This window comes from Streptomyces triticirhizae (assembly GCF_003696235.1).
Classification (GTDB): domain Bacteria; phylum Actinomycetota; class Actinomycetes; order Streptomycetales; family Streptomycetaceae; genus Streptomyces; species Streptomyces triticirhizae.
Genome location: NZ_RFFJ01000106.1, coordinates 1 through 21,546, shown reverse-complemented (window position 1 = coordinate 21,546; position 21,546 = coordinate 1). Strand labels below are relative to the sequence as shown.

General features: G+C 72.8%; 18 protein-coding genes. 12 read left to right on the top strand and 6 right to left on the bottom strand.

Translation table 11 applies throughout. The features are described 5' to 3' along the window. Nucleotides 1-354 precede the first annotated feature (354 nt). The 3 genes from EBN88_RS18420 to EBN88_RS18410 all read left to right on the top strand — a co-directional run bounded on the left by EBN88_RS18420 (nt 355) and on the right by EBN88_RS18410 (nt 1,822). Nucleotides 355-735, top strand: a complete 381-nt coding sequence (locus EBN88_RS18420) for a roadblock/LC7 domain-containing protein (protein WP_233580776.1) — start codon at nt 355-357, stop codon at nt 733-735. 69 nt (nt 736-804) lie between these two features. Next, on the top strand, nt 805-1,131 hold the full coding sequence (locus EBN88_RS18415) for a DUF742 domain-containing protein (RefSeq protein ID WP_122184998.1): 327 nt from the start codon (nt 805-807) through the stop codon (nt 1,129-1,131). After that, nucleotides 1,109-1,822 carry a GTP-binding protein gene (locus EBN88_RS18410; protein WP_122184995.1) on the top strand — a complete coding sequence of 238 codons (714 nt, stop codon included), beginning with the start codon at nt 1,109-1,111 and terminating at the stop codon, nt 1,820-1,822. The genes EBN88_RS18415 and EBN88_RS18410 overlap by 23 nt, the downstream gene beginning before the upstream one ends. 28 nt (nt 1,823-1,850) lie before the next feature. Here the strand turns inward: EBN88_RS18410 and metG are convergent, their stop codons facing one another. Continuing rightward, entirely contained in the window at nt 1,851-3,590 is a 1,740-nt protein-coding gene (gene metG, locus EBN88_RS18405) for a methionine--tRNA ligase (protein ID WP_122184994.1), read from the bottom strand. Between the two features lie 80 nt (nt 3,591-3,670). On the opposite strand from metG, the gene EBN88_RS18400 reads away from it, so the two are divergent. After that, complete coding sequence (locus EBN88_RS18400) at nt 3,671-5,002, top strand: anhydro-N-acetylmuramic acid kinase (protein WP_122184993.1); 1,332 nt, start codon at nt 3,671-3,673, stop codon at nt 5,000-5,002. On the opposite strand, the gene EBN88_RS18395 is transcribed toward EBN88_RS18400, so the two are convergent. The 4 genes from EBN88_RS18395 to EBN88_RS18380 form a co-directional block, all read right to left on the bottom strand. After that, a complete protein-coding gene (locus tag EBN88_RS18395) occupies nt 4,957-7,095 on the bottom strand; it encodes a putative bifunctional diguanylate cyclase/phosphodiesterase (RefSeq protein ID WP_122184992.1) in 2,139 nt (712 codons plus the stop codon). The two genes, EBN88_RS18400 and EBN88_RS18395, sit on opposite strands and share 46 nt — an antisense overlap. After that, nucleotides 7,092-7,904: an SAM-dependent methyltransferase gene (locus EBN88_RS18390; RefSeq protein WP_122184991.1), complete on the bottom strand. Its 813-nt coding sequence runs from the start codon at nt 7,902-7,904 to the stop codon at nt 7,092-7,094. Before EBN88_RS18390 ends, EBN88_RS18395 begins: the two co-directional genes overlap by 4 nt. A gap of 362 nt (nt 7,905-8,266) precedes the next feature. Continuing rightward, entirely contained in the window at nt 8,267-9,481 is a 1,215-nt protein-coding gene (locus tag EBN88_RS18385) for a transglycosylase family protein (protein ID WP_122184990.1), read from the bottom strand. Between the two features lie 220 nt (nt 9,482-9,701). Next, nucleotides 9,702-10,637 (bottom strand): phosphatase PAP2 family protein, encoded by a 936-nt coding sequence (locus EBN88_RS18380; RefSeq protein WP_122184989.1) that lies wholly within the window; start codon nt 10,635-10,637, stop codon nt 9,702-9,704. Nucleotides 10,638-11,172: 535 nt separating this feature from the next. On the opposite strand from EBN88_RS18380, the gene EBN88_RS18375 reads away from it, so the two are divergent. The 7 genes from EBN88_RS18375 to EBN88_RS18345 all read left to right on the top strand — a co-directional run bounded on the left by EBN88_RS18375 (nt 11,173) and on the right by EBN88_RS18345 (nt 19,400). Continuing rightward, nucleotides 11,173-12,360, top strand: coding sequence for an ROK family transcriptional regulator (locus EBN88_RS18375; protein ID WP_122184988.1), 1,188 nt, complete (start codon nt 11,173-11,175; stop codon nt 12,358-12,360). 171 nt (nt 12,361-12,531) lie between these two features. Further along, nucleotides 12,532-14,052, top strand: coding sequence for a sugar ABC transporter ATP-binding protein (locus EBN88_RS18370; RefSeq protein ID WP_122184987.1), 1,521 nt, complete (start codon nt 12,532-12,534; stop codon nt 14,050-14,052). 113 nt (nt 14,053-14,165) lie between these two features. Further along, entirely contained in the window at nt 14,166-15,116 is a 951-nt protein-coding gene (locus EBN88_RS18365) for an ABC transporter permease (RefSeq protein WP_233580774.1), read from the top strand. A 60-nt stretch (nt 15,117-15,176) separates the two neighbouring features. Further along, a complete protein-coding gene (locus tag EBN88_RS18360; RefSeq protein ID WP_122184985.1) occupies nt 15,177-16,229 on the top strand; it encodes a substrate-binding domain-containing protein in 1,053 nt (350 codons plus the stop codon). Nucleotides 16,230-16,240: 11 nt separating this feature from the next. Then, the gene (locus EBN88_RS18355; RefSeq protein ID WP_122184984.1) at nt 16,241-17,404 is read left to right on the top strand and encodes a Gfo/Idh/MocA family protein; all 1,164 of its coding nucleotides are present in this window, start codon (nt 16,241-16,243) and stop codon (nt 17,402-17,404) included. A gap of 29 nt (nt 17,405-17,433) precedes the next feature. Then, nucleotides 17,434-18,438 carry a sugar phosphate isomerase/epimerase family protein gene (locus EBN88_RS18350; protein WP_122184983.1) on the top strand — a complete coding sequence of 335 codons (1,005 nt, stop codon included), beginning with the start codon at nt 17,434-17,436 and terminating at the stop codon, nt 18,436-18,438. A gap of 98 nt (nt 18,439-18,536) precedes the next feature. Further along, complete coding sequence (locus EBN88_RS18345; protein WP_122184982.1) at nt 18,537-19,400, top strand: maleylpyruvate isomerase family mycothiol-dependent enzyme; 864 nt, start codon at nt 18,537-18,539, stop codon at nt 19,398-19,400. A gap of 254 nt (nt 19,401-19,654) precedes the next feature. Here EBN88_RS18345 and EBN88_RS18340 read toward each other — a convergent pair whose 3' ends face one another. After that, nucleotides 19,655-20,161, bottom strand: coding sequence for a gluconokinase (locus tag EBN88_RS18340; RefSeq protein ID WP_122184981.1), 507 nt, complete (start codon nt 20,159-20,161; stop codon nt 19,655-19,657). Nucleotides 20,162-20,278: 117 nt separating this feature from the next. Here EBN88_RS18340 and EBN88_RS18335 point away from each other — a divergent pair. Next, nucleotides 20,279-21,546, top strand: a 1,268-nt coding sequence (locus EBN88_RS18335) for an MBL fold metallo-hydrolase (protein ID WP_122184997.1), incomplete at its 3' end; no start/stop codon positions are given.

The following is a 21,546-nucleotide window of genomic DNA, read 5'->3' as shown; positions in this document are numbered from 1 at the left end:
TCGACGAGGCCGCCGAGCCGCCGGACCCCGGCCTGATGGCCGCCTTCCGGCGCGGCGCCAGCCTGGCCGAGGAGGCCGAGCCGCGCCGCTCCTGACCGCCGGCCGCCCGGCCCGCCCCCGGCCGGCTTCCCCATCCCAGGGCCCCGCGCGGGAGCCCGAAGCCGGGCCCGCGACAGGACCCGCCCGAGGAGACCAGCAACGATGGACAGCGACCCCGCAAGCGACCCCGGGAGCGATCCCACCACCGACCCTCCGGCCGCCCACGCCCACGATCCCGCCGCCGAACCCCCGCCCGGCGCGACGAACGAGCCTTCGCCCGATGCCGCCGCCCCCGCGCCCGAGCAACGGCCCGACCTGGGCCGGCTGTTGACCGGCCTGGTGGAACGGGTGCCGCACGCCCGCAGCGCCCTGCTGCTCAGCATCGACGGCCTGGTCAGGGCGGCCCACGGCCTCGACCGGGAGACGGCCGAGCAGCTGGCCGCGCTCGCCTCCGGGCTGCACGCGCTGGCCAGGGGTGCCGGCGCCCGGTTCGCTGAGGGGGGCAGGGTGCGGCAGGTGGTCGTCGAGTGGGAGTCGGCCCTGCTGACCGTCTGCACGGCGGGCACCGGCGCCTGCCTGGCCGCGCTCGCTGACCGCAGGGCCGATGTCGCCGTGCTGGGCTACGAGATGACCCTTCTGGTCAGAAGCGTGCGCTCGGTGCTGGAGACCCCGCTGCGGCTGCCGGCGGGACGCTGAGGCCCGCCCGTGGAACGACCGCGCGGCGCGTGCCTCGGCGCCTGGCTCGACGACCGGGCCGGGCGCCTGATGCGCCCCTACACAGCGAGCGACGGACGCACCCGGCCGGCGGCCCGCCTCGACCTGACGACCCTGGTGCGCGCCACCGGCCGGCCGGCGCGCGCCGCGCCGCCAGGTCCCGAGCACGGCCAGGTGCTCGCCCTGGCCCGGGCGCCGATCTCGGTCGCCGAACTCGCCGCCCACCTGCGGCTGCCGGCCGCCGTCACCAAGGTCCTGCTGAGCGATCTGCTGGCCTGCGGCGCCGTGGCCGTCAACGCGCCGGAGCCCACCGGCGCCTCCCCGACCGACCGAGACCTGCTGGAGGCGGTGCTGCGTGGACTCCGCGAACGGCTCTGAGAAGCGTTCCCACGGCCCCGAGAGGCGTTCCGACGCCCCGGAGAGGCCCTCCGACCACCGGGCCGGCCGTGCCCCAGGGCCCGACCACGGAGCCGGGGAAGACCCGGGCGCGCGGGACCCGTTCCCCACCACGGCGAAGATCCTGGTCGCCGGCGGCTTCGGGGTCGGCAAGACCACCCTGGTCGGCGCGGTCAGCGAGATCGAGCCCCTGAGCACCGAGGAGTTGCTGACCCAGCTCAGCGCCGGCACCGACAGCCTGGAGGGCGTCGAGCGGAAGACCACCACCACCGTGGCGATGGACTTCGGCCGGATCACGCTGGACAACCAGCATGTGCTCTACCTCTTCGGCACCCCGGGGCAGGAACGGTTCTGGTTCGTCTGGGACGAGCTGTGCCAGGGCGCGCTCGGCGCCGTGGTGCTGGCCGACACCCGCCGGCTCGAACACTGCTTCCCCGCCATCGACTTCTTCGAGCGGCGTGGCCTGGGGTTCGTCGTCGCGGTCAACGAGTTCGACCGCGCGGTGCGTTACACGACCGAGGAGGTGCGGACCGCCCTCGACCTGGACCCCGGGGTGCCGGTGATCACCTGCGACGCCCGCAAGGCGGCGTCCGCGACCCGGGTGCTGGTCTGCCTGGTCGGCCACCTCATCGAGACCAGGGAGCGCGCGGCGGCCGCCGCCGGTCGCCCGTGAACGGGACGACCGGCGGCGGCCGGCCGGCTCACGCCTCCTCGGCGCCGCCGAACCGCTCGCGGTAGGCGTCCAGGTCCTCGTCGGTGAGCTTGGCGAAGAGCACCCCGGGCACGGTGAACGGGGTGCCGGCCGGCACCGCGTCCAGCGCCCGCGCCGCCGCCTCGCTCACCCACCGCTCGCCCAGCCGCTCGGTGACCGCCGGGTCCTCGGGCGCGAACACCTCCCGCAGCGTGGCCGAGGTGAACGGCACGAACGGCTCGGAGACCACCGCGTACAGGTGGATCAGGTTGATCGCCGTCCGGAGCGTCAGCGCCGCCGCGTCCGGGTCGGCCTTGATCTCCTTCCACGGCGCCTTGGACTCCAGATAGACGTTGCCCGCGCTCCACAGCGCGCGCAGCGCGAACGCCGCCTTGCGGAACTGGAGCGCCTCCAACTGCCGCTCGTACTCGGCCAGCAGGCCCGCGATCTCCTCGCCCAGCGCCCGCTCCGCGTCGCCCGGCGCGTGCCCGGCCGGCACCGCGTCGCCGAACCGCTTGCGGGAGAAGGACAGCACCCGGTTGACGAAGTTTCCCAGGGTGTCCGCCAGGTCCTTGTTGACCACCGAGGCGAACAGCTCCCAGGAGAACGCCGAGTCGTCCGACTCCGGCGCCGAGGCCATCAGGAAGTACCGCCAGTAGTCGGCGGGCAGCAGCTCAAGGGCCTGGTCGGTGAAGACGCCGCGGTTCTGCGAGGTGGAGAACTTCCCGCCGTAGTACGTCAGCCAGTTGAGCGCCTTGACGTAGTCGACCTGCTTCCACGGCTCCCTGGTGCCCAGCTGGGTGGCGGGGAACATCACCGTGTGGAAGGGCACGTTGTCCTTGGCCATGAACTCCGTGTACCGGACGTCGTCGGCCTCGTACCACCAGGAGCGCCAGTCGCGCTCCTCGCCGTCGGGCGCCGCGTCGGCCCACTCCTTGGTGGCGCCGATATAGCCGATGGGGGCGTCGAACCAGACGTAGAACACCTTGCCCTCGGCGGCCAGTTCGGGCCACACGTCGGCCGGCACCGGAACGCCCCACTCCAGGTCCCGGGTGATGGAGCGGTCGTGCAGCCCCTCGGTCAGCCACTTGCGGGCGATGGACGAGGCCAGCGTCGGCCACTCGTTGCCGTGCCGCTCGACGAACGCCTCGACCTCGGGCTCCAGCCTGGACTGGAGCAGGAACAGGTGCTTGGTCTCCCGCACCTCCAGGTCGGTGCTGCCGCTGACCGCCGAGCGGGCTTCGAGGAGGTCCGTCGGGTCGAGCACCCGGGTGCAGTTCTCGCACTGGTCGCCCCTGGCGGCCTCGTAGCCGCAGAACGGGCAGGTGCCGACGATGTACCGGTCCGGCAGGAAACGGTCGTCGGCGACGGAGAACACCTGCCGGGTCGAGCGCTCCTCGATGAAGCCGTGCTCCGCCAGCCGCCGCGCGAAGTGCTGGGTGACCTCGATGTTCTGCGGGGACGAGGTGCGCCCGAAGTAGTCGAACGCGAGGCCGAAGCCGTCGTAGACCGCCTTCTGCGCGGCGTGCTGCTCGGCGCAGAACGCGGCCACCGGCAGGCCCGCCGCCTTGGCGGCCAGCTCGGCCGGGGTGCCGTGCTCGTCGGTGGCGCAGATGTAGAGCACGTCCTGGCCGCGCTGCCGCAGGTAGCGGGCGTAGACGTCGGCGGGGAGCATCGAGCCCACCATGTTCCCCAGGTGCTTGATCCCGTTGATATAGGGCAACGCACTGGTGATGAGGTGTCGGGCCATCCTCGGATGCTCCAATGGTGAGAGGAATCAGCGGGCGGCGCGGGCCATCAGGCGTAAACGGAGCGTAACGGAGCACCGCCATGGACAACATTCATCCTACCGAGCCGGCCTGGGCCGACCGCACCGCGTTTGTCGCCGTCAGGCCCTGGCGGGTGGTGGGTCTGCTCAGCGGGACCTCGTACGACGCGGTGGACGCCGCCGTCGCCGAACTCTCCTTCGCGCCCGAGCCGGACGGGGCGGGGGAGGCGGTGGTGCTGCGCCCGTTGGGCACGGTGAGCGACCCCCTGCCCGACCCGCTCCGCGCCGAGCTGGCCGGGGCGCTGCCGCCGGCGGCCACCACGCTGGAGCGGGTCTGCCGGCTGGACACCGAACTCGGCCGCCTCTTCGGCCGGGTGGCGGCCCGGGCGGTGGCCGAGGTCGCCGGCGGCCGGGCCGACCTGGTCGCCTCGCACGGGCAGACCGTCTTCCACTGGGTCGAAGGCCCCCGCGCCCTGGGCACCCTGCAACTCGGCGGCGCCGCCTGGATCGCCGAGGCCACCGGGCTGCCCGTGGTCTCCGACTTCCGCACCCGGGACATCGCCAGGGGCGGGCAGGGCGCGCCGCTCGTTCCGCTGCTGGACGCGCTGCTGCTGCTCGGCGGCGCGGCGGAACGGGTCCCGGCGTTGGCGGGCCGGGGCGTGCTCAACCTGGGCGGCATCGCCAACATCACCGCCAGGGACGCCGCAGGGCGCCTGGTCGCCTACGACCTGGGGCCGGCCAACGCGCTGATCGACGCGGCCGTCGTGGAGGCCAGCGGCGGCGCGCGCCGGATGGACCGCGACGGGGCGGCGGCGGCCAGGGGGCGCGTCGACCGGGCGCTGCTGGCGCGGCTGCTGGACGAGCCGTACTACCGGCTGCCGCCGCCGAAGTCCACGGGCAAGGAGCTGTTCCACGCCGGCTATCTGCGGGCGCGGCTGCCGGCCGGCGGCCTGCCGGCGGACGATCTGGTCGCCACCGTCACGGAGTTGACGGCCGAGCTGGTCGCCTCGGCCTGCCGTGCTCTTGGGCTGACCGAGCTGCTGGTCTCCGGCGGCGGGGTGCGCAACCCGACGCTGCTGCGCCGGACGCGGGCGCTCGCGGCGCCGACCGAGGTGCGCCCGACGGACGCCCTGGGGCTGCCGTCGGACGCCAAGGAGGCGCTGCTGTTCGCGCTGTTGGGCTTCCTCACCGCGCACGGGCTGCCCGGCAGCCTGCCGGCGGCGACCGGCGCCGGGACGGCGGCCGTGCTCGGCTCGCTCACCCCGGGCGCCGGGCCGCTGCGGCTGCCGCCGCCGAGGGCGGCGGCCCCGCGTCGTCTGGTCGTCGAGACCCCGGAGACGTGCCCGGCTCAGACCGCCTCGGGCAGCCGCTCCGGCGGGCCCGGGCGGGCGTAGAACCAGCCCTGCGCCGAGTCGCAGCCCAGGTCCCGCAGCTGCTCGGCCTGGGTGGAGGTCTCCACGCCCTCGACGGTGACCGACAGCCGCAGCGCGTGGGCCAGCGAGACGATGCCCTCCACGATCTTGAGATCCACCGGGTCGGCCGGGTCGCGCTGGAGCCCCTGGGTGAACGAGCGGTCCAACTTCAGGGTGTTGGCCGGCAGTCGGCGCAGGTTGGCCAGGTTGGAGTAGCCGGTGCCGAAGTCGTCCAGCGCGATGCCCACGCCCAGCTCGGCCAGTTCCCGCAGCGGTCGCAGCTCGTTCTCGTCGGCGCGGATCATCGCCGTCTCGGTCACCTCAAGGCACAGCGCGCTGGGCGGCAGCCCCGCCTCCTCCAGCACCGCGACGGTGTCCTCGACCAGCTCAGGGTGGTGCAGCTGGCGCGGCGAGAGGTTGACGTTCACCCGCAGCGGCCGGGGGCCGCCGATGCCGCGCACCTGCCACTTGCACGCCTGCCGCACCGCCTCCTGGAGCACCCAGCGCCCCAACGGCACGATCAGACCGGTGTGTTCGGCCAGCGGGATGAACCGGTCGGGGCCCAGCACCCCGTGGCGCGGATGGCTCCACCGGACCAGCGCCTCGGCGCCCTCCAGGCTGCCGTCCTCCATCCGCACCAACGGCTGGTACTCGATGAAGAACTCGCAGCCCTTGAGCGCGGCCGGCAGGTGGTGGGTGAGGTGGTGCCGGCTGATGGCCCGCGCGTCGGAGTCCGGGTCGGCGAGGGCGTAACGATTGCCCCCCTCCGCCTTGGCCCGGTACATGGTGATGTCGGCGCTGCGCAGCACCTCGGCCGAGGTGAGGTTGCGGGTGGGGCCCTCGACGACGCCGATGCTGGCCCGCACCATCAGCTCCCGGTCGCCCACGGTCACCGGGGTGGCCAGCGCGGCCAGCGCCCGGCGGGCCAACTCGGCCACCGAGTCGGCGGTCGGCGGGTCGATGACCAGCGCCACGAACTCGTCGCCGCCGATCCTGGCCAGCATCTGCCCCGGCTCCGAGGCGCAGGACTGGAGGCGTTCGGCGACCGCGATCAGCAACTGGTCGCCGACGGCGTGCCCGAGGCTGTCGTTGACCGCCTTGAACCCGTCGAGGTCGAGGTAGCACAGCCCGACCCGGCTCTGCGGGGAGCCGGCGGCCAGCGCCTGCTCCAGCCGCTCGAAGAACATGGAACGGTTGGGCAGGTCGGTCAGCGCGTCGTGGGTCGCCTGGTAGCGCAGCCGCAGGTTGAGCAGCCGGCGCTCGGAGACGTCCTCCATCATCGCCAGCATGTAGCGGGGCTCGCCCTCGGCGTCGCGCAGCAGGGAGACCGTGAGGTTGGTCCACAGCACGGTGCCGTCGCTGCGGCTGTAGGGCTTCTCGACCTGGTAGTGCTCGCGCTCGCCGCGCATCAACTCCCGCTGGAGCCGCCACACTTCGGGCGAGTCGTCGGGGTGGGTCCAGTCCAGGACGTTGCGCCGCCTGGTGGGCAGCCCGATGCCGCCCATCATGCGGGCGAAGGACTCGTTGGTGTCGATGATGTCGCCGTTGATGTCGGCGATCCCGATGCCGAGCGCGGCGTCCCTGAAGACCGCGCGGAAGCGGGTCTCGCTCTCGTGGAGGGCGTTGGCGATCTCCGTCTGGGCGGTGAGCGCCGCCACCGAGAGCGACTCCTGTTCGCTGCGGGTCCGCTCCTGGAGGGCGCGGGCGAAGCCGGCCGCGATGGCGTGCTGGAGCCGGGCGCAGCGGCTGCGGCCCTCGTCCTGGCCGAGCACGGTCAGGTCGGCGCAGTAGAGCAGCAGATAGGCGTCGATCACGCCGAGCACCCGGGGCAGCGCCTCGGGCGCGGTGCAGTGCGCGGTGACCAGGGCCTCACCGACGGAGACCCCGGGGCTGGGGTCGAACGGCTGGGCGCGCAGGGCGATCGCGAGCCGCTCGCTGAGGGCGAGCAGCAGGCTCTCGAACTCCCGCTTGGTCATGGAGGTCGCGGTGGCCGGGTAGACCGCGCGGCACCAGATGGTCGCGAACCGCCGCAGTCCGTCGGGCGGGAGGTGAGGGGTGGGGGTCTCGTCGGTCACGCCTTGCGTCCCACCCCTGCGATGCCGCTGAACGCCATCGGGTCCTCGTCCTCGATGTGGTCCTCGGGCCGCCAGCGCCCTATGGGCACGAGCCCCGGGTCGATCAGCTCGAACCCCTCGAAGAACCGGGCCACTTCGGGCTCCGAGCGCATCACCAGGTCGCTGCCGCCGGCCCGGTAGATCTCGGAGAGCCGGCTGCCCTGCTCGACGGTGACGGGGCCGTTGTCCACGGAGGCGTGGGTGAGCACCAGCAGGCTGCCGGGGGCCAGCGCGTCGCGCAGGGTGGCCAGCCGCTGGTGGGGCTTCTGTTCGTCGTCGAGGAAGTGCAGCAGCGCCACCAGCAGCAGCACCACGGGCCGTTCGAGGTCCAGCAGCCGGCCGGCCTCGGGGCTGCTCAGGATGGCCTCGGGCTCGCGGAAGTCGGCGGCGGTGATCCCGGCGTTCGGCACGTCCTTGAGCACCGCGCGGCTGTGCGCCACGGCCACCGGGTCGTTGTCCACATAGAGCACCCGGGCCTCGGGGCTGGCCTGTTGGGCCACCTCGTGCACGTTGCCGAAGGTGGGGATGCCGGAGCCGATGTCGAGGAACTGGGTGATCCCCTGGGCCACCGCGTAGCGCACCGCGCGGCGCATGAAGGCGCGGTTGGCCTGCATGATCTTGGGAAGTCCCGGAAACGCCTCCATGGCCTTGCGGGCGGTGACCCGGTCCACCTCGAAGTTGTGTGAGCCACCGAGGTAATAGTCGTACATGCGCGACACGCTCGGCACCGACAGGTCAATGCCCTGTGGCGCCCAGGTGGGTCGTTCCATCGACGTCTCCAATGTCCCCTGCATATGCGCTCATTGGCCCCGACGGTCGAGACTACTGACCGACTGCCAGTCCAGGGAAGGAAACGGAAGGGCAACCTCCCCCTGCTGGGGGGTTAGTGGAGCATCTGTCCCGATTGGCGAGCGCGACCGTTCGGCCTTACTCCCTTCGGATGCCCGGCTGGTTTCCGCCGAATCTCCGCCGCGAGGCGGGCGGTTTCGGTCCCCGGGACACGATAAGTCCAAGGTCACGATCGTTCAGATCGCGTCCCAGGGAGGCGAGTTCGGCCAACATCCCGGGAGGAACGGGTGTGCGAGGCCCTCGCGCGCGGCGGTCGGGGGCGGTCGTCGTGGGCTCGGCGGGCTCAGAGGGTGACCCCGTTCTGGCGGAGGTAGGCGACCGGGTCGATGTCCGTGCCGAACGCCTCGCCCGTGCGGACCTCGAAGTGGAGGTGCGGGCCGGAGGAGTTGCCGGTGGAGCCGGCGCGGCCCAACCGCTGGCCGGCGCTGACCGGTTGGCCCTCGGAGACGGAGATCGCCGAGAGGTGGGCGTACTGGCTGTAGTGACCGTCGGGATGACGGACGATCACCTCGTAGCCGAAGGAGCCGGCCCAGCCGGCGGAGACGACCTGGCCCTCCGTCACGGACCTCACGGTGGTGCCGGTGGAGACGGGGAAGTCGACGCCGGTGTGGTAGCCCAGGGACCAGGAGCCGCCGGTGGCGTGGTAGGCGGTGCCGGTGCCGGCGTCCACGGGGGAGTGGTAGGTGGGCGTCGGCTCGGGCTCGGGCGCCGGCTCCTCGGCCCGCTCGCCCTGGACCTCGTCGGCCTCGGGTTCCGGTTCCGGCTCCGGTTCCGGCTCGGGTTCCGGCTCGGGTTCGGGTTCCGGCTCCGGTTCGGGCTCATCGGCGGGGGCCTCGTCGCCGGGGCGCAGCGCCAGCCGTTGGCCGGGGAAGATCAGGTCAGGATTCCCGCCCACCGTGCGGCGGTTCAGCTCGTAGAGGGACTGCCAGCCCCCGGCGACCCGATGCTCCTCGGCGATGCCGGAGAGGGTGTCGCCGCTGACCACCTCGTACCGCTCGGGCGCCTCCACGCTCGCCGCCGCCGGGCGCGCGTCCGTCGCCGCCTCGGCGGCCGGCCGGGCGTCAAGGGCGGCCTCGGCGGCGGCCGGCCCGGCGTCCGGGGTGATCTCCGGCGCGGCCCCGTCCCTGGTCAGCCCCGCCCGCACCGAGCAGGTGGGCCACGCCTGGGGGCCCTGCCCGCGCAGCACCGCCTCGGCGACCGCGATCTGCTGGTCCTTGGTGGCCTGGTCGGCGCGCGGCGCGTACGCCGTGCCGCCGTAGGCCTCCCAGGTGCTCTGCTGGAACTGTAAACCGCCGTAGAAACCGTTCCCCGTGTTGATGTCCCAGTCGCCGCTGCTCTCGCATTCGGCGACCAGTTCCCATGTCTCGACGGGCGCTGCCGAGGCGCCGCTGGCGCTCACCAGGGGCAGCGCCAGGCCGGCCCCCGATGCGGTCACGGTCAGCGAAGCGCGGGAGACCGCGCTGGGCCGATAGCGGCGGTGGCGGCCACGTCCGGACATGAGGTGTTCCCTCCCCGAAGAAAACCCCTTGATCCGCGTCAGTTCCCCACGCGGACAGGGAAGTTGGGCACCACGATATGGCGCGGCAATGCCCTGGGCAAGGGAGCGAAAGCGGACCGTGAAGCGGCCGCTCTTTGATTGGAAAACCCCGAGAGAGTGATCGAAAACGATCGCTTCGCTCTCCCGGGGTTTCGTGAAGGCGCGTCCCTCGGACCGCCGTTCAGCCGTCCTTCGGCGCCAGCCGCACCTCGGGACCGGCCAGCTCCGTCGCCGCCCGTCCCTCCCGCAGCGCGCCCGGCCCGGCGGGGCCGACCTCGGGGACCGCGTCGGGCCGGGTGACCTCCGTGGTGGTGACCGTCGTCGGGGTGCCGTCGGCGCTGTGCCGCCGGCCGCCGCCGGTCGCCTGTGGGGCGGAACGCCGGGGCGGGCGGAGGAAGAAGAGCACCGCGCCCAGGATCGCGCAGGCGACCAGTCCGTCCATCCAGTAGTGGTGCGCGGTGGCGACCACGGCGGTCACCGTGATCAGCGGATGCGCGAGCCACAGCCACCGCCAGCGGCTCCGGGTCGCGACGATCAGCCCGACGGCGATCAGCACCGCCCAGCCGACGTGGAGCGAGGGCATGGCCGCGAACTGGTTGGCCATCGAGTCCGGGTCCGGCTTGTCGTAGACGGCCGGCCCGTACTCCAGGCCGGTGTCGACCATGCGCAGCGGCCGGAAGAGCCGGGGCGGGGCGAGCGGCACCAGCAGGTGCAGCACCAGCGCGGCGCCGGTCAGCCAGGTGATCACCCAGCGCACCCAGACGTAGAACCCGGGCCTGCGCCAGTACATCCAGATCAGGAACGCCACCGTCGCCGGAAAGTGCACCGTGGCGTAGTAGACGTTGATGAAACGGATCAACGCCTCGCTGTGCAACACGAGATCCTGCACGGCAGCCTCGCTGGGAAGCCGGAGCGCGCGTTCCAGGTCCCATATGCGTTCGGCGTTCTCATAGGCGTCGTGAAACTGGCCGTTGGCCGCGCGTCTGCCCAGCTTGTAGGCGAGATAGAGAACGCTGACGAGCAGCAGTTCCCGGATGAGCGGCGGGCGCCGCGACTGTTCGGGTCGCTGGGGTCGCCGCAGGGGACGGACCAGCTGTGACGCTCGGACGAGTGGCATAAGCAGTGTTCCCAAAAGGCGTGGGGGTGATCGCGGTACGGAAACAGCGCGAGGGAACCTGCCCCTCCCCTCCTCGATCTTCAGTTCCCCGGAACGAGTTTACGGCTCTCCCCACTTCGGCTGCCCGCTGGGTGAACGGAGCACACCCCCGCGTTCCGCGCGAACGAACGTCCCCAGGGCTTTCCGTCCCCGTTCCGCCCGCGTCCCGTCCGGGCCCCGCTCCGGTCCGGCCGCCTCGGGGGAAACGGGCCCGGTTCGGCGCCCGGTCGAGTGAGAGGCGGGCGTGCGGGACGGGTCAGGGGGCGCCCGGGGAGCCCGCGGCGGCCGGGAGCGGCGGCGGGGGAGCGGCCGTCCTTCGCGCAGGTGGGAGGCCCGCCCGACGAGGCTTTGTCCTCAGCGAGGAAAAAGTTTCAGCGATTCACGCAGAACTTCTTCCCTGCCCGCCTCCTCGCTGCTACATTCCCTCGTCAAGCCCGACACGGATCTCGTGCCGGGGACCGATGCCGACGGTGGCGGGAGGGGCAGCGTGAGGCGCATGACGGCTCGGCCCGCGAACGCGCATCAGGCGCGGCTGCTTCGCCTGCTGCGGGACGCGGGTCCCAGTTCCCGGGCGCAGCTCGGCGACCAGATCGAGCTGTCCCGGTCCAAGCTGGCGGTGGAGATCGACCGCCTTCTCCAGACCGGACTCGTCGTCGGCGACGGCTTCGCGGCCTCCCGGGGCGGGCGCCGCTCACACAACGTGCGGCTCGCTCCCGAACTCCGGTTCCTGGGCGTGGACATCGGCGCCACGTCCCTCGACGTGGCGGTCACCGGGCCCGAGTTGGAGATCCTCGGGCACCTCACCGAGCGGATGGACGTCCGCGAGGGGCCGGTGGCGGTCTGCGAACAGGTGCTCTCCATGGCGGAGAAGCTCAGGAACGCGGGCCTGGCTGAGCACTTCGACGGCGCCGGGATCGGCGTCCCGGGACCGGTGCGCTTCCCCGACGGGGTGCCCGTGGCGCCCCCGATCATGCCCGGCTGGGACGGCTTCCCCATCCGCGAGGTGCTCAGCCAGGAGCTGGGCTGCCCGATCATGGTCGACAACGATGTGAACCTGATGGCGCTGGGCGAACAGCACGCCGGAGTCGCCCACTCCGTCCACGACTTCATCTGCGTCAAGATCGGCACCGGCATCGGCTGCGGCGTGGTCGCCGACGGCAAGGTGCACCGTGGTGCCACCGGCAGCGCCGGCGACATCGGCCACATCCAGGTCGAGGTCGACGGACGGCAGTGCCCCTGCGGCAACCGGGGCTGCCTGGAGGCGTACTTCGGCGGCGCCGCCCTGGCCAGGGACGCCGAACAGGCGGCCAGGGACGGCCGTTCCGTGGAACTTGCCTCCCGGCTCAACGCGGCCGGAACGCTCACCGCGTCCGACGTGGCCGCCGCGGCCTCCGCCGGCGACGTCGCCTCGCTCGACCTCATCCGCCAGGGCGGCGCCCGCGCCGGACAGGTGATCGCCGCGCTGGTCAGCTTCTTCAACCCCGCGCTCGTCGTGATCGGCGGCGGCGTGACCGGACTCGGCCACACGCTGCTCGCCAGCATCCGCACCCAGGTCTACCGGCAGTCCCTGCCGCTGGCCACCGGCAACCTGCCCATCGTCCTCGGCGAACTCGGTCCGGTCGCCGGCGTCACCGGCGCCGCGCGCCTGATCAGCGACCACCTCTTCAGCTACACCCCGACCTGAGGCGCCCTCGCGGCGTCCCACCGAACCGCACGGCCCGCGAACACGCGGCCGACCCAAGGGGGCTGACCGGGCCCCCGGAGCAGCCAGCGCACCACCAGCACCGCCAACGCCCTACCCCCGCATGTCCGCGCACCGGCCCCCCGTGCGCAGGAGAGCCACAGGAGACCAGTCATGGCAAGCGCGCCACCACCGATCCTCACCCTCTCCGGCATCACCAAGTCCTTTCCCGGGGTCCGCGCCCTCGACGGGGTCGACCTGGAGGTGCTGCCGGGCGAGGTGCACTGCCTGCTGGGCCAGAACGGCGCCGGCAAGTCCACCCTCATCAAGGTGGTCGCCGGAGCCCACCAGCCCGACTCGGGCGAGATCACCTGGCGGGGCGAGCCGGTCACCCTCTCCAACCCGGTCTCCGCGATGCGCCTGGGCATCTCCACCATCTACCAGGAACTCGACCTGGTGCTGCACCTCTCCGTCGCCGAGAACGTGCACCTCGGCCACGAGACCTCCACCGCCGGCTTCGTGCGCCGGGGCGAGGCCAGGGCCCGCACCGCCGAACTGCTGGCCCGGCTCGGCCACCCGGAGATCCACCCCGACACCATCGTCGGCGACCTCTCCTCCGCCGGCCAACAGGTCGTCAGCATGGCCAGGGCGCTCTCCCACGACACCCAACTCATCGTCATGGACGAGCCGTCCGCCGTCCTCGACCCGGACGAGGTCAACAACCTCTTCCGCATCGTGGAGAACCTCACCGCCGACAACGTCGCCGTCGTCTACATCTCGCACCGGCTGGAGGAGATCCGCCGGATCGGCGACCGGGTCACCGTGCTCAAGGACGGCCGCGCCGTCGCCCGGGGCCTGCCGGCCAAGGAGACCGCAACCAGGGACATCGTCGCCCTGATGACCGGCCGCGACGTCGAGTACGACTTCCCGAAGCGCGCCACCCCGTTCGACGGCTCGGCGGACGAGCCGGTGCTGGTCGCCGAACAGCTCACCCGCCAGGGCGAGTTCGAGCCGCTCGACCTGGAGATCCGCCCCGGCGAGATCGTCGGCCTGGCCGGCCTCGTCGGCTCCGGCCGCTCCGAGATCCTGGAGACCATCTACGGCGCCAGGACCCCCAGCGGCGGCCGCGTGACCGTCGACGGCAAGCGGCTGCGCCCCGGCAGCGTCGTCTCCGCCGTCCGCGCCGGCCTCGGGCTCGCACCCGAGGAACGCAAGGCGCAGGCGCTGTTCCTGATGGACTCCGTCACCCGCAACGTGTCGATCTCCTCGCTGCCCCGCTTCTCCCGGGGCGGCTGGCTGGACCGCTCCGGCGAACGCTCCGCCGCCCACACCAACATCAGGGACCTGTCGCTGCGCCCGGACAACCCCGACGCCCTGATCCGCACGCTCTCCGGCGGAAACCAGCAGAAGGCCGTGCTGGCCCGCTGGCTGCTGCGCCGTTGCAAGGTCCTGCTGCTCGACGAGCCCACCCGAGGGGTGGACGTCGGCGCCCGGGCCGAGTTGTACGCCCTGATCCGCCGCCTGGCCGACGACGGCGTGGCCGTCCTGCTGGTCTCCAGCGAGATACCCGAGGTGCTCGGGCTCGCCGACCGGGTGCTGGTGCTGCGGGAGGGCCAGGTGGTGCACACCGCACCGGCCCGGGAGCTCGACGAGCACCGGGTTCTCGACCTCGTCATGGAAGGGAGCCAGGCGTGACCACTGGCGCCACCTCTGAACCGTCCTCGACCGCCTCGCTCGACAAGCCGGCGCCACCGGGCCCGCCGTCGGGTGTCGTCACCCGGGACCAGGGCCCGCCCAGCGGCCCCAGGCTGGTCCTGGGCAGGCTCTTCGACCTGCACACCGTCTCGCTGCTGGCGGTCCTCGCCATTCTCTGCGTGGTCGGCGCGATCACGGCGGGCGAACAGTTCCTGGACACCAACAACCTGCAACTGGTGCTCACCCAGGCGTCCGTGATCGGCGTGGTCACCGTCGGCGTGACCTTCGTGATGATCGGCGGCGGGATCGACCTCTCTGTCGGCGGGATCGTGGCCCTGGCCTCGGTGTGGTGCACCACGGTGGCCACCCAGGAGTACGGCATGGCCGGCATGGTCTTCTGCGCCCTGGCGGTCGGCCTCGGCTGCGGCCTGGTCAACGGCGTGCTGATCGCCTACGGGCCCATGGTCCCCTTCGTCGCCACCATGGCCATGATGGTCTCGGCGCGCGGCCTCTCCCTGGAGATCACCGGCGGCTCCACGCAGATGGTCACCGTGGACCCGGTGCTCGACCTCGGCCGGCGCTCCTCCTACGTCTTCGGCATCCCCCCGCTGGTCATCATGTTCGCCGTGATCACCGCCCTGGGCTGGGTGCTGCTCAACCGCACCACCTTCGGGCGCCGCACGGCCGCCATCGGCGGCAACCCCGAGGCGGCCCGCCTCGCCGGCATCGCCGTCAAGCGCCAACGGCTCATGCTCTACGCCCTCTCGGGCCTGTGCTGCGGCATCGCCGCCTTCATGCTGGTCGTCCTGTCCGGCTCCGGCCAGAACACCAACGGCAACCTCTACGAACTGAACGCCATCGCCGCCGCCATCATCGGCGGCACCCTGCTCACCGGCGGCCGAGGCACCATCATCGGCTCCGTGCTGGGCGTGTTGGTCTTCACCCTGATCACCAACCTCTTCGTGCTGAACAACCTGGAGAGCGCCTTCCAGCAGATCGCCACCGGCGCCATCATCGTGGCCGCCGTGCTGCTCCAGCGCCGATCCGCCGCCCACACCACCTAGACGGCCCCCACAGCCGAGCACCATCCCGACCACATTTCCCATGGAAGGTTCCTACTCCTCATGAACATTTCTTCAGGACTGGGCCGCAGAGGTCTCCTCTTCGGCGGAGCCGCCGCCGGCGCGGGCGTCTTCCTCGCCGGCTGTACCAGCAACGAGAGCAGCGACGACGACAACGACGGCGCGGAGCGGAACCAGGCCGCCTCGTCCGAGGAGCCCGGACCCGATGTCACCATCGGCTTCGCCGGCCCCCAGGCCGACCACGGCTGGCTCAACGCGATCAACGAGCACGCCAGGAGCCGGGCCGAGGAGTACGAGGACGTCACCCTGGAGATCACCGAGGGCTCCAACGACACGGCGCAGCAGATCGGGCAGATAGAGAGCCTGATCAACAGCCAGGTCGACGTGCTGGTGATCCTGCCGGCCGACGGACGCTCCCTGACCCAGGTGGGCCTGTCGGCGATGAACGCCGGCATTCCCGTGATCAACCTCGACCGCGTCTTCGACACGCCCCAGGCCTACCGCTGCTGGGTCGGCGGCGACAACTACGGTATGGGGCTGAACGCCGGACACTACATCGGCGAGCAGCTCAAGGACGTGGAGGGCGCCAAGGTTGTCGAACTGGCGGGCCTCGACAGCCTCGAACTCACCCAGCAGCGCACCCAGGGCTTCGACGACGCGCTGGCCAACTACCCCAACATCGAGAAGGTGGCCCGCCAGGCCGCCGAGTTCACCGTCGAGTCGGGCCAGGACGTGATGTCCGGTCTGCTCCAGGCGGTCCCCGAGTTCCACGCCCTGTGGAACCACGACGACGACCAGGGCGTCGGCGCCGAGCGCGCCATCGACCAGGCCGGCCGTGACGAGTTCTTCATGGTGGGCGGCGCCGGCTCGCGCCATGTGATGGAGGCCATCCAGGCCGACAACACGGTGCTCAAGGCGACCGTGCTCTACCCGCCGACGATGGCCGCATCGGCGATCGACCTGGCCCGCGCGGTCGGCCAGGCCAAGGGCATCGGCGGCCTGGCCGAGTTCGAGATCCCCTCGTTCATCACGCTCTACTCGGCCGTCGTGACCAAGGACAACGTCGAGCAGTACCTGCCAACCGGCTTCAACTGACAGGGATTTCCATGCCTAACTCCTCCACAAGCCCAACCCTCGGCGTGGGCATGGTCGGCTATGCCTTCATGGGCGCCGCGCACTCGCAGGGTTGGCGCACCGTCGGGCGGGCCTTCGACCTGCCCCTCTCGCCGGTCATGGCCGCCGTGTGCGGCCGTGACCAGGCGAAGGTCGACGCCGCCGCCGACCGGTTGGGCTGGTCGGCGACCGAGACCGACTGGCGTGCGCTGATCACCAGGGACGACGTCCAGCTCGTCGACATCTGCTCCCCGGGGGACAGCCACGCGGAGATCGCCATCGCCGCGCTGGAGGCCGGCAAGCACGTCCTGTGCGAGAAGCCGCTGGCCAACACGGTGGCCGAGGCCGAGGCCATGGTCGCGGCCGCCGGGGCGGCGCGCGAGCGCGGCCAGATCGCGATGGTCGGCTTCAACTACCGTCGCGTTCCCGCCCTGGCCCTGGCGCGCGAACTGGTCGCCCGGGGCCGGATCGGCGAGCTGCGCCACGTCCGCGCTGTCTACCTCCAGGACTGGGGCGCCGATCCGGAGCTGAAGCTGGTCTGGCGGCTCCGCAAGGAGCTGGCCGGCTCCGGCGCGCTCGGCGACCTGGGCGCCCACGTCGTCGACCTGGCGCAGCACCTCACCGGCGAGCTGATCACCGGGGTCTCGGCCTACACCGAGACCTTCGTCAAGGAACGTCCGCTGCCCGACGGCAGCGGCGTGGGCCAGGTCACGGTCGACGACGCGGCCCTGTTCACCGGCCGGCTGGCCTCGGGGGCGCTGGCTTCCTTCGAGGTCAGCCGGTTCGCCACCGGGCGCAAGAACGCGCTGCGGATCGAACTCAACGGCTCCGACGGCTCGTTGGCCTTCGACCTGGAACGACTCAACGAGCTGGAGTTCTACGACAACACCCAGCCGGCGACCGAGGGCGGCTTCCGCCGCATCCTGGTGACCGAGCCCGACCACCCCTTCCTGGAGGGCTGGTGGCCCCCGGGCCACGGGCTCGGCTACGAGCACACCTTCGCCCACCAGGCGAGGGACCTGGTGCACGGGATCGCCGCGGGTACCCAGCCGGCGCCCTCGTTCGCCGACGGCCTCCAGGTCCAGCGGGTGCTGGCCGCCATTGAGGAGAGCGCGGAGAAGAACGCCGTGCACACCCCCGTCCAGGCAGCGGAGTGAGCAGCGCGCAACGGAAGGAAACGCACACGATGTCCCGCAAGTTCACCCTCTTCACCGGCCAATGGGCCGACCTCCCGCTGGAGGAGGTCTGCCGGCTCGCCCGTGACTTCGGCTACGACGGTCTCGAACTGGCCTGCTGGGGCGACCACTTCGAGGTGGACCGCGCGCTCAAGGAGCCCGACTACGTCGCCGGGCGGCGGGCGTTGCTGGAGAAGTACGGCCTGGAGTGTTGGGCCATCTCCAACCACCTCGTCGGCCAGGCGGTCTGCGACCACCCCATCGACGAGCGCCACGAGGGCATCCTGCCGGCCCGCATCTGGGGCGACGGGGAGCCCGAGGGCGTGCGTACCCGGGCCGCGCAGGAGATCAAGGACACCGCCAGGGCGGCCGCCGCCTTCGGTGTGAACACCGTGATCGGCTTCACCGGCTCCTCGATCTGGCACCTGGTCGCCATGTTCCCGCCGGTCCCGCCCGGGATGATCGAGCGCGGCTACGAGGACTTCGCCGCCCGGTGGAACCCCATCCTCGACGTCTTCGACGCCGAGGGTGTCCGTTTCGCGCACGAGGTGCACCCGAGCGAGATCGCCTACGACTACTGGACGACCAAGCGCACCCTGGAGGCGATCGACCACCGGCCGGCCTTCGGGCTGAACTTCGACCCCAGCCACTTCGTCTGGCAGGACCTCGACCCGACCGGCTTCCTCTACGACTTCAGGGACCGGATCTACCACGTCGACTGCAAGGAGGCCCGCCGCCGGCTCGACGGCCGCAACGGCCGCCTCGGCTCCCACCTGCCGTGGGGCGACCCGAGGCGCGGCTGGGACTTCGTCTCCGCCGGGCACGGCGACGTGGCCTGGGAGGACGTCTTCCGGATGCTCCGGGCGATCGACTACCAGGGGCCCATCTCCGTGGAGTGGGAGGACGCCGGCATGGACCGGCTGGCCGGCGCGCCCGAGGCGCTCGCCCGGCTGCGTTCCTATGACTATCCCCCGCCCACCGCCTCGTTCGACGCCGCCTTTGGTGGCGGCGACTGACACGAGGCGCCCGTCCGCCCGCGTGGCGCGCCCCGCTGCACCCGGGGCCGCGCCGCGCGGGCGTCAACGTTGTCGGTGGCCCGTGATCTACTCGGGCGATGGAGTCACCGTCGCGACCCCCCACGTCCCTCGACTGGTTGGGGCCGCCCACCGACCTGCGCCCCCTGCTGCCGACCGAACGCGCCGCGCTCCTCGACCTGTTGGGCGCGCTGGGCCCGAACGAGTGGGAACGGCCCACCGTCTGCCCCGGCTGGCAGGTGCGCGACATCGCCGCCCACCTGCTCCACGGGCAGCTGCGCCGCCTCTCCCACGCACGCGACGGGCACCCCGCGCCGCCCTTCGCCGACGGCGAGACGCTGCCCGCCTATCTGGCGCGCGTCAACGGCGAGTTCGTCACCACCGCACGGCAGCTCAGCCCCCGCCTGCTGACCGACCTCATCGGCCACCTCGGGTCCCAGGCCGACGCCTCCTGGGCCGGCCTCGACCTCGCCGCCCCCGCCGGCACCGAGGTCTCCTGGGCCGCACCCGGCGTCGACCCGCCGCTCTGGCTCCATCTCGCCCGCGAGTACACCGAGGCGTGGACCCACCAGCAGCAGATCAGGGACGCCGTCGGCCGGCCCGGCGCGGACGGTCCCGAGCTGCTGCGGCCGGTGCTCGACACGTTCCTCCGCGCCCTCCCCACGACGCTCGCGCCGGTCCCGGCCCCCGACGGCACGACGGTCACGGTCACCGTGCCCGGCCCGGCCGGCGGCCGCTGGACGGCGGTGCGCGAACCGGAACGCTGGGCCCTGCGCCCCGCCCCCGACGGGCCTCCGGCCGCCCAACTCCGCGTGCCGGCCCACGTGTTGTGGCGCCTGGCCAGCCGGGTCATCACCCCGGACGAGGCGGCGGCCTCGGTCGAGACGGCGGGCGAGCGCGCCCTCACGGACGCGGTCCTGCGGATGGTCTCCATCGTCCGCTGAGCGCCTCCGGCGGCGACCAGCCCCGCCGGTCGGTGGCTCGGCCACCCGCCGCGGAAGGCGACGGCGCGCGGAGTGCCCGGCCGGCAGGCGTGGTTCGCGCGGCAGCGTGGTCGTTGACCGTTGCCCGTCGTGCCCGCGCCGTCCGGGGGGCGGGTGCCGTCCCGTCGCCCGCCACGTAGACCGGACGTGGTGGCCCGCGCCCGGGTGCCGGGCCCCGGCGTCCGGCGGCGCCCCCGCGCGGCAAGCGCGCCCCGCTAGGAGGTCACCGCCCGCGCCGCGTCCGCGACCAGTTGGTCAGGCCCGGGGGAGACGTCCAAGGACAGACCGGTCTCGTCATCACCGAGCGGCTCCAGCGTCGCCAGCTGGCTGCGCAGCAGCGACGGCGGCATGAAGTGGTCGGTGCGCCGCCCGATGCGCTCGCCCACCAGCTCGGAGGCGCCCGTCAGATGGAGGAAGAACACCTCGCCGCCCGCCTCGGCGCGCAGCAGGTCCCGGTAGGAACGCTTCAGCGCCGAGCAGGTCACCACGCCGCCCTCGCCGGACTCGCGGCGCTCCCGCAGCCAGCGGCCTATGGCCTCCAGCCAGGGCTGGCGGTCCTCGTCGGTGAGCGGGGTGCCGGCCGACATCTTCGCGATGTTCGCCGGCGAGTGGAAGTCGTCGGCCTCGGCGAAGGGCACCCCCAGGCGTTCGGCCAACGGCCGCGCCACCGTGGTCTTCCCCACGCCCGACACACCCATCACAACCACGGTGGTAACAGCCATGCCCCAACTATCGGCTGTCCGGCGGGCGAACGGCAAACCCCGTCCGACCAGCGGTCCGGCCGCCCACGACGGGGTCCGGCCCGGGGAATGTCGGAGGCACGAACTAGGCTGAGAAACATGCCCGTTCCGGGTACCCGCGCTCCGGAGGTCGCGTTGTCCGAACCACCCTCGTCCGCCACGCCATCCAGCTCGGCCACCCCATCCGGCCCGGTCACGTCGTCGGACTCGGCCCCCACGCCCCGCCGTGGCGCCGCCCCGCGTCGCCCCGCGCCCCTCGCCGGCGCGCTCGCCCGGCTGCGCCCCGCCGCCTTCGGCGCCCAGCCCACCGGGGAGCGGCTCGCCCGCATCCGGCGCTCCCCGCAGTACCGGGACGGCGCCTTCCGCAACGACCGCCCGGTGCGGATGGGCGACCTGCGGACCATGCCGGCGATGCTGCGGCAGCTGGCCCGCCGGGAGGACCGGCTGCGCCGCTCCCCGCTGCGCCGGCCGCCGACGGTCCGGCCCGCCTGGTTGGAGACCCCCGAGCCGCCGGCCTCCGGGCTGCGGCTGACCTGGCTGGGGCACGCCAGCGTGCTCGCCGAGATCGACGGACACCGGGTCCTCTTCGACCCGGTCTTCGCCGAGCGCTGCTCCCCGTTCTCCTTCGTCGGCCCGAGGCGGCTCCACCCGCTGCCGATCCTGCCCGCCGAGCTGGGCCCGGTCGACGCCGTGGTGATCTCCCACGACCACTACGACCACCTGGACATGGCGACGGTGCGCACCCTCGTCGCCGGCGAGGCGGTCTTCGCCGTTCCGCTGGGCGTGGGCGCGCACCTGGAGCACTGGGGCGTGCCGGCCTCCCGGATCGTGGAGCTGGACTGGCACGAGTCGACGCGCGTCGGCGGGCTGACGCTCACCGCCGAGCCCGGGCAGCACTTCTGCGGCCGGGGCCTCTTCGGCCGCTGGCAGACGCTCTGGGCCTCCTGGGTGGTCGCGGGCCCCGAGCACCGGATCTACCACAGCGGGGACACCGGGTACTTCCCCGGCTTCGCCAAGACCGGCCAGGAGCACGGCCCGTTCGACGCCACCATGATCCAGATAGGCGCCTACAGCGAGGAGTTCTGGCCCGACATCCACATGACGCCCGAACAGGGCGTGCGGGCCCATCTGGACCTGGCCGCCGGCGGGGAGCCGGGGCTGTTGCTCCCGATCCACTGGGGCACGTTCAACCTGGGGCCGCACGCCTGGGACGAGCCGGTGGAGCTGACGCTGTCGGCCGCCGAGCGGGAGGACGTCCCGGTGACCGTGCCTCGGCCGGGTGGCTCCGTGGAGCCGGCGGCCCCGCCCGAGCCCGACCCGTGGTGGCGCGCGGTGGCCCGCCCGGCGGCCGCGCCCGGGGCGGGCCG

Bases quoted from the DNA above. Each gene is read 5' to 3' on its own strand.
- EBN88_RS18415 (WP_122184998.1), top strand. From the start codon at position 805: ATGCGCCCCTACACAGCGAGCGACGGACGCACCCGGCCGGCGGCCCGC.
- metG (WP_122184994.1), bottom strand. From the start codon at position 3,590: ATGGCCCGACACCTCATCACCAGTGCGTTGCCCTATATCAACGGGATC.
- EBN88_RS18400 (WP_122184993.1), top strand. From the start codon at position 3,671: ATGGACAACATTCATCCTACCGAGCCGGCCTGGGCCGACCGCACCGCG.
- EBN88_RS18390 (WP_122184991.1), bottom strand. From the start codon at position 7,904: ATGGAACGACCCACCTGGGCGCCACAGGGCATTGACCTGTCGGTGCCG.
- EBN88_RS18385 (WP_122184990.1), bottom strand. From the start codon at position 9,481: ATGTCCGGACGTGGCCGCCACCGCCGCTATCGGCCCAGCGCGGTCTCC.
- EBN88_RS18380 (WP_122184989.1), bottom strand. From the start codon at position 10,637: ATGCCACTCGTCCGAGCGTCACAGCTGGTCCGTCCCCTGCGGCGACCC.
- EBN88_RS18375 (WP_122184988.1), top strand. From the start codon at position 11,173: ATGACGGCTCGGCCCGCGAACGCGCATCAGGCGCGGCTGCTTCGCCTG.
- EBN88_RS18370 (WP_122184987.1), top strand. From the start codon at position 12,532: ATGGCAAGCGCGCCACCACCGATCCTCACCCTCTCCGGCATCACCAAG.
- EBN88_RS18360 (WP_122184985.1), top strand. From the start codon at position 15,177: ATGAACATTTCTTCAGGACTGGGCCGCAGAGGTCTCCTCTTCGGCGGA.
- EBN88_RS18355 (WP_122184984.1), top strand. From the start codon at position 16,241: ATGCCTAACTCCTCCACAAGCCCAACCCTCGGCGTGGGCATGGTCGGC.
- EBN88_RS18350 (WP_122184983.1), top strand. From the start codon at position 17,434: ATGTCCCGCAAGTTCACCCTCTTCACCGGCCAATGGGCCGACCTCCCG.
- EBN88_RS18345 (WP_122184982.1), top strand. From the start codon at position 18,537: ATGGAGTCACCGTCGCGACCCCCCACGTCCCTCGACTGGTTGGGGCCG.
- EBN88_RS18340 (WP_122184981.1), bottom strand. From the start codon at position 20,161: ATGGCTGTTACCACCGTGGTTGTGATGGGTGTGTCGGGCGTGGGGAAG.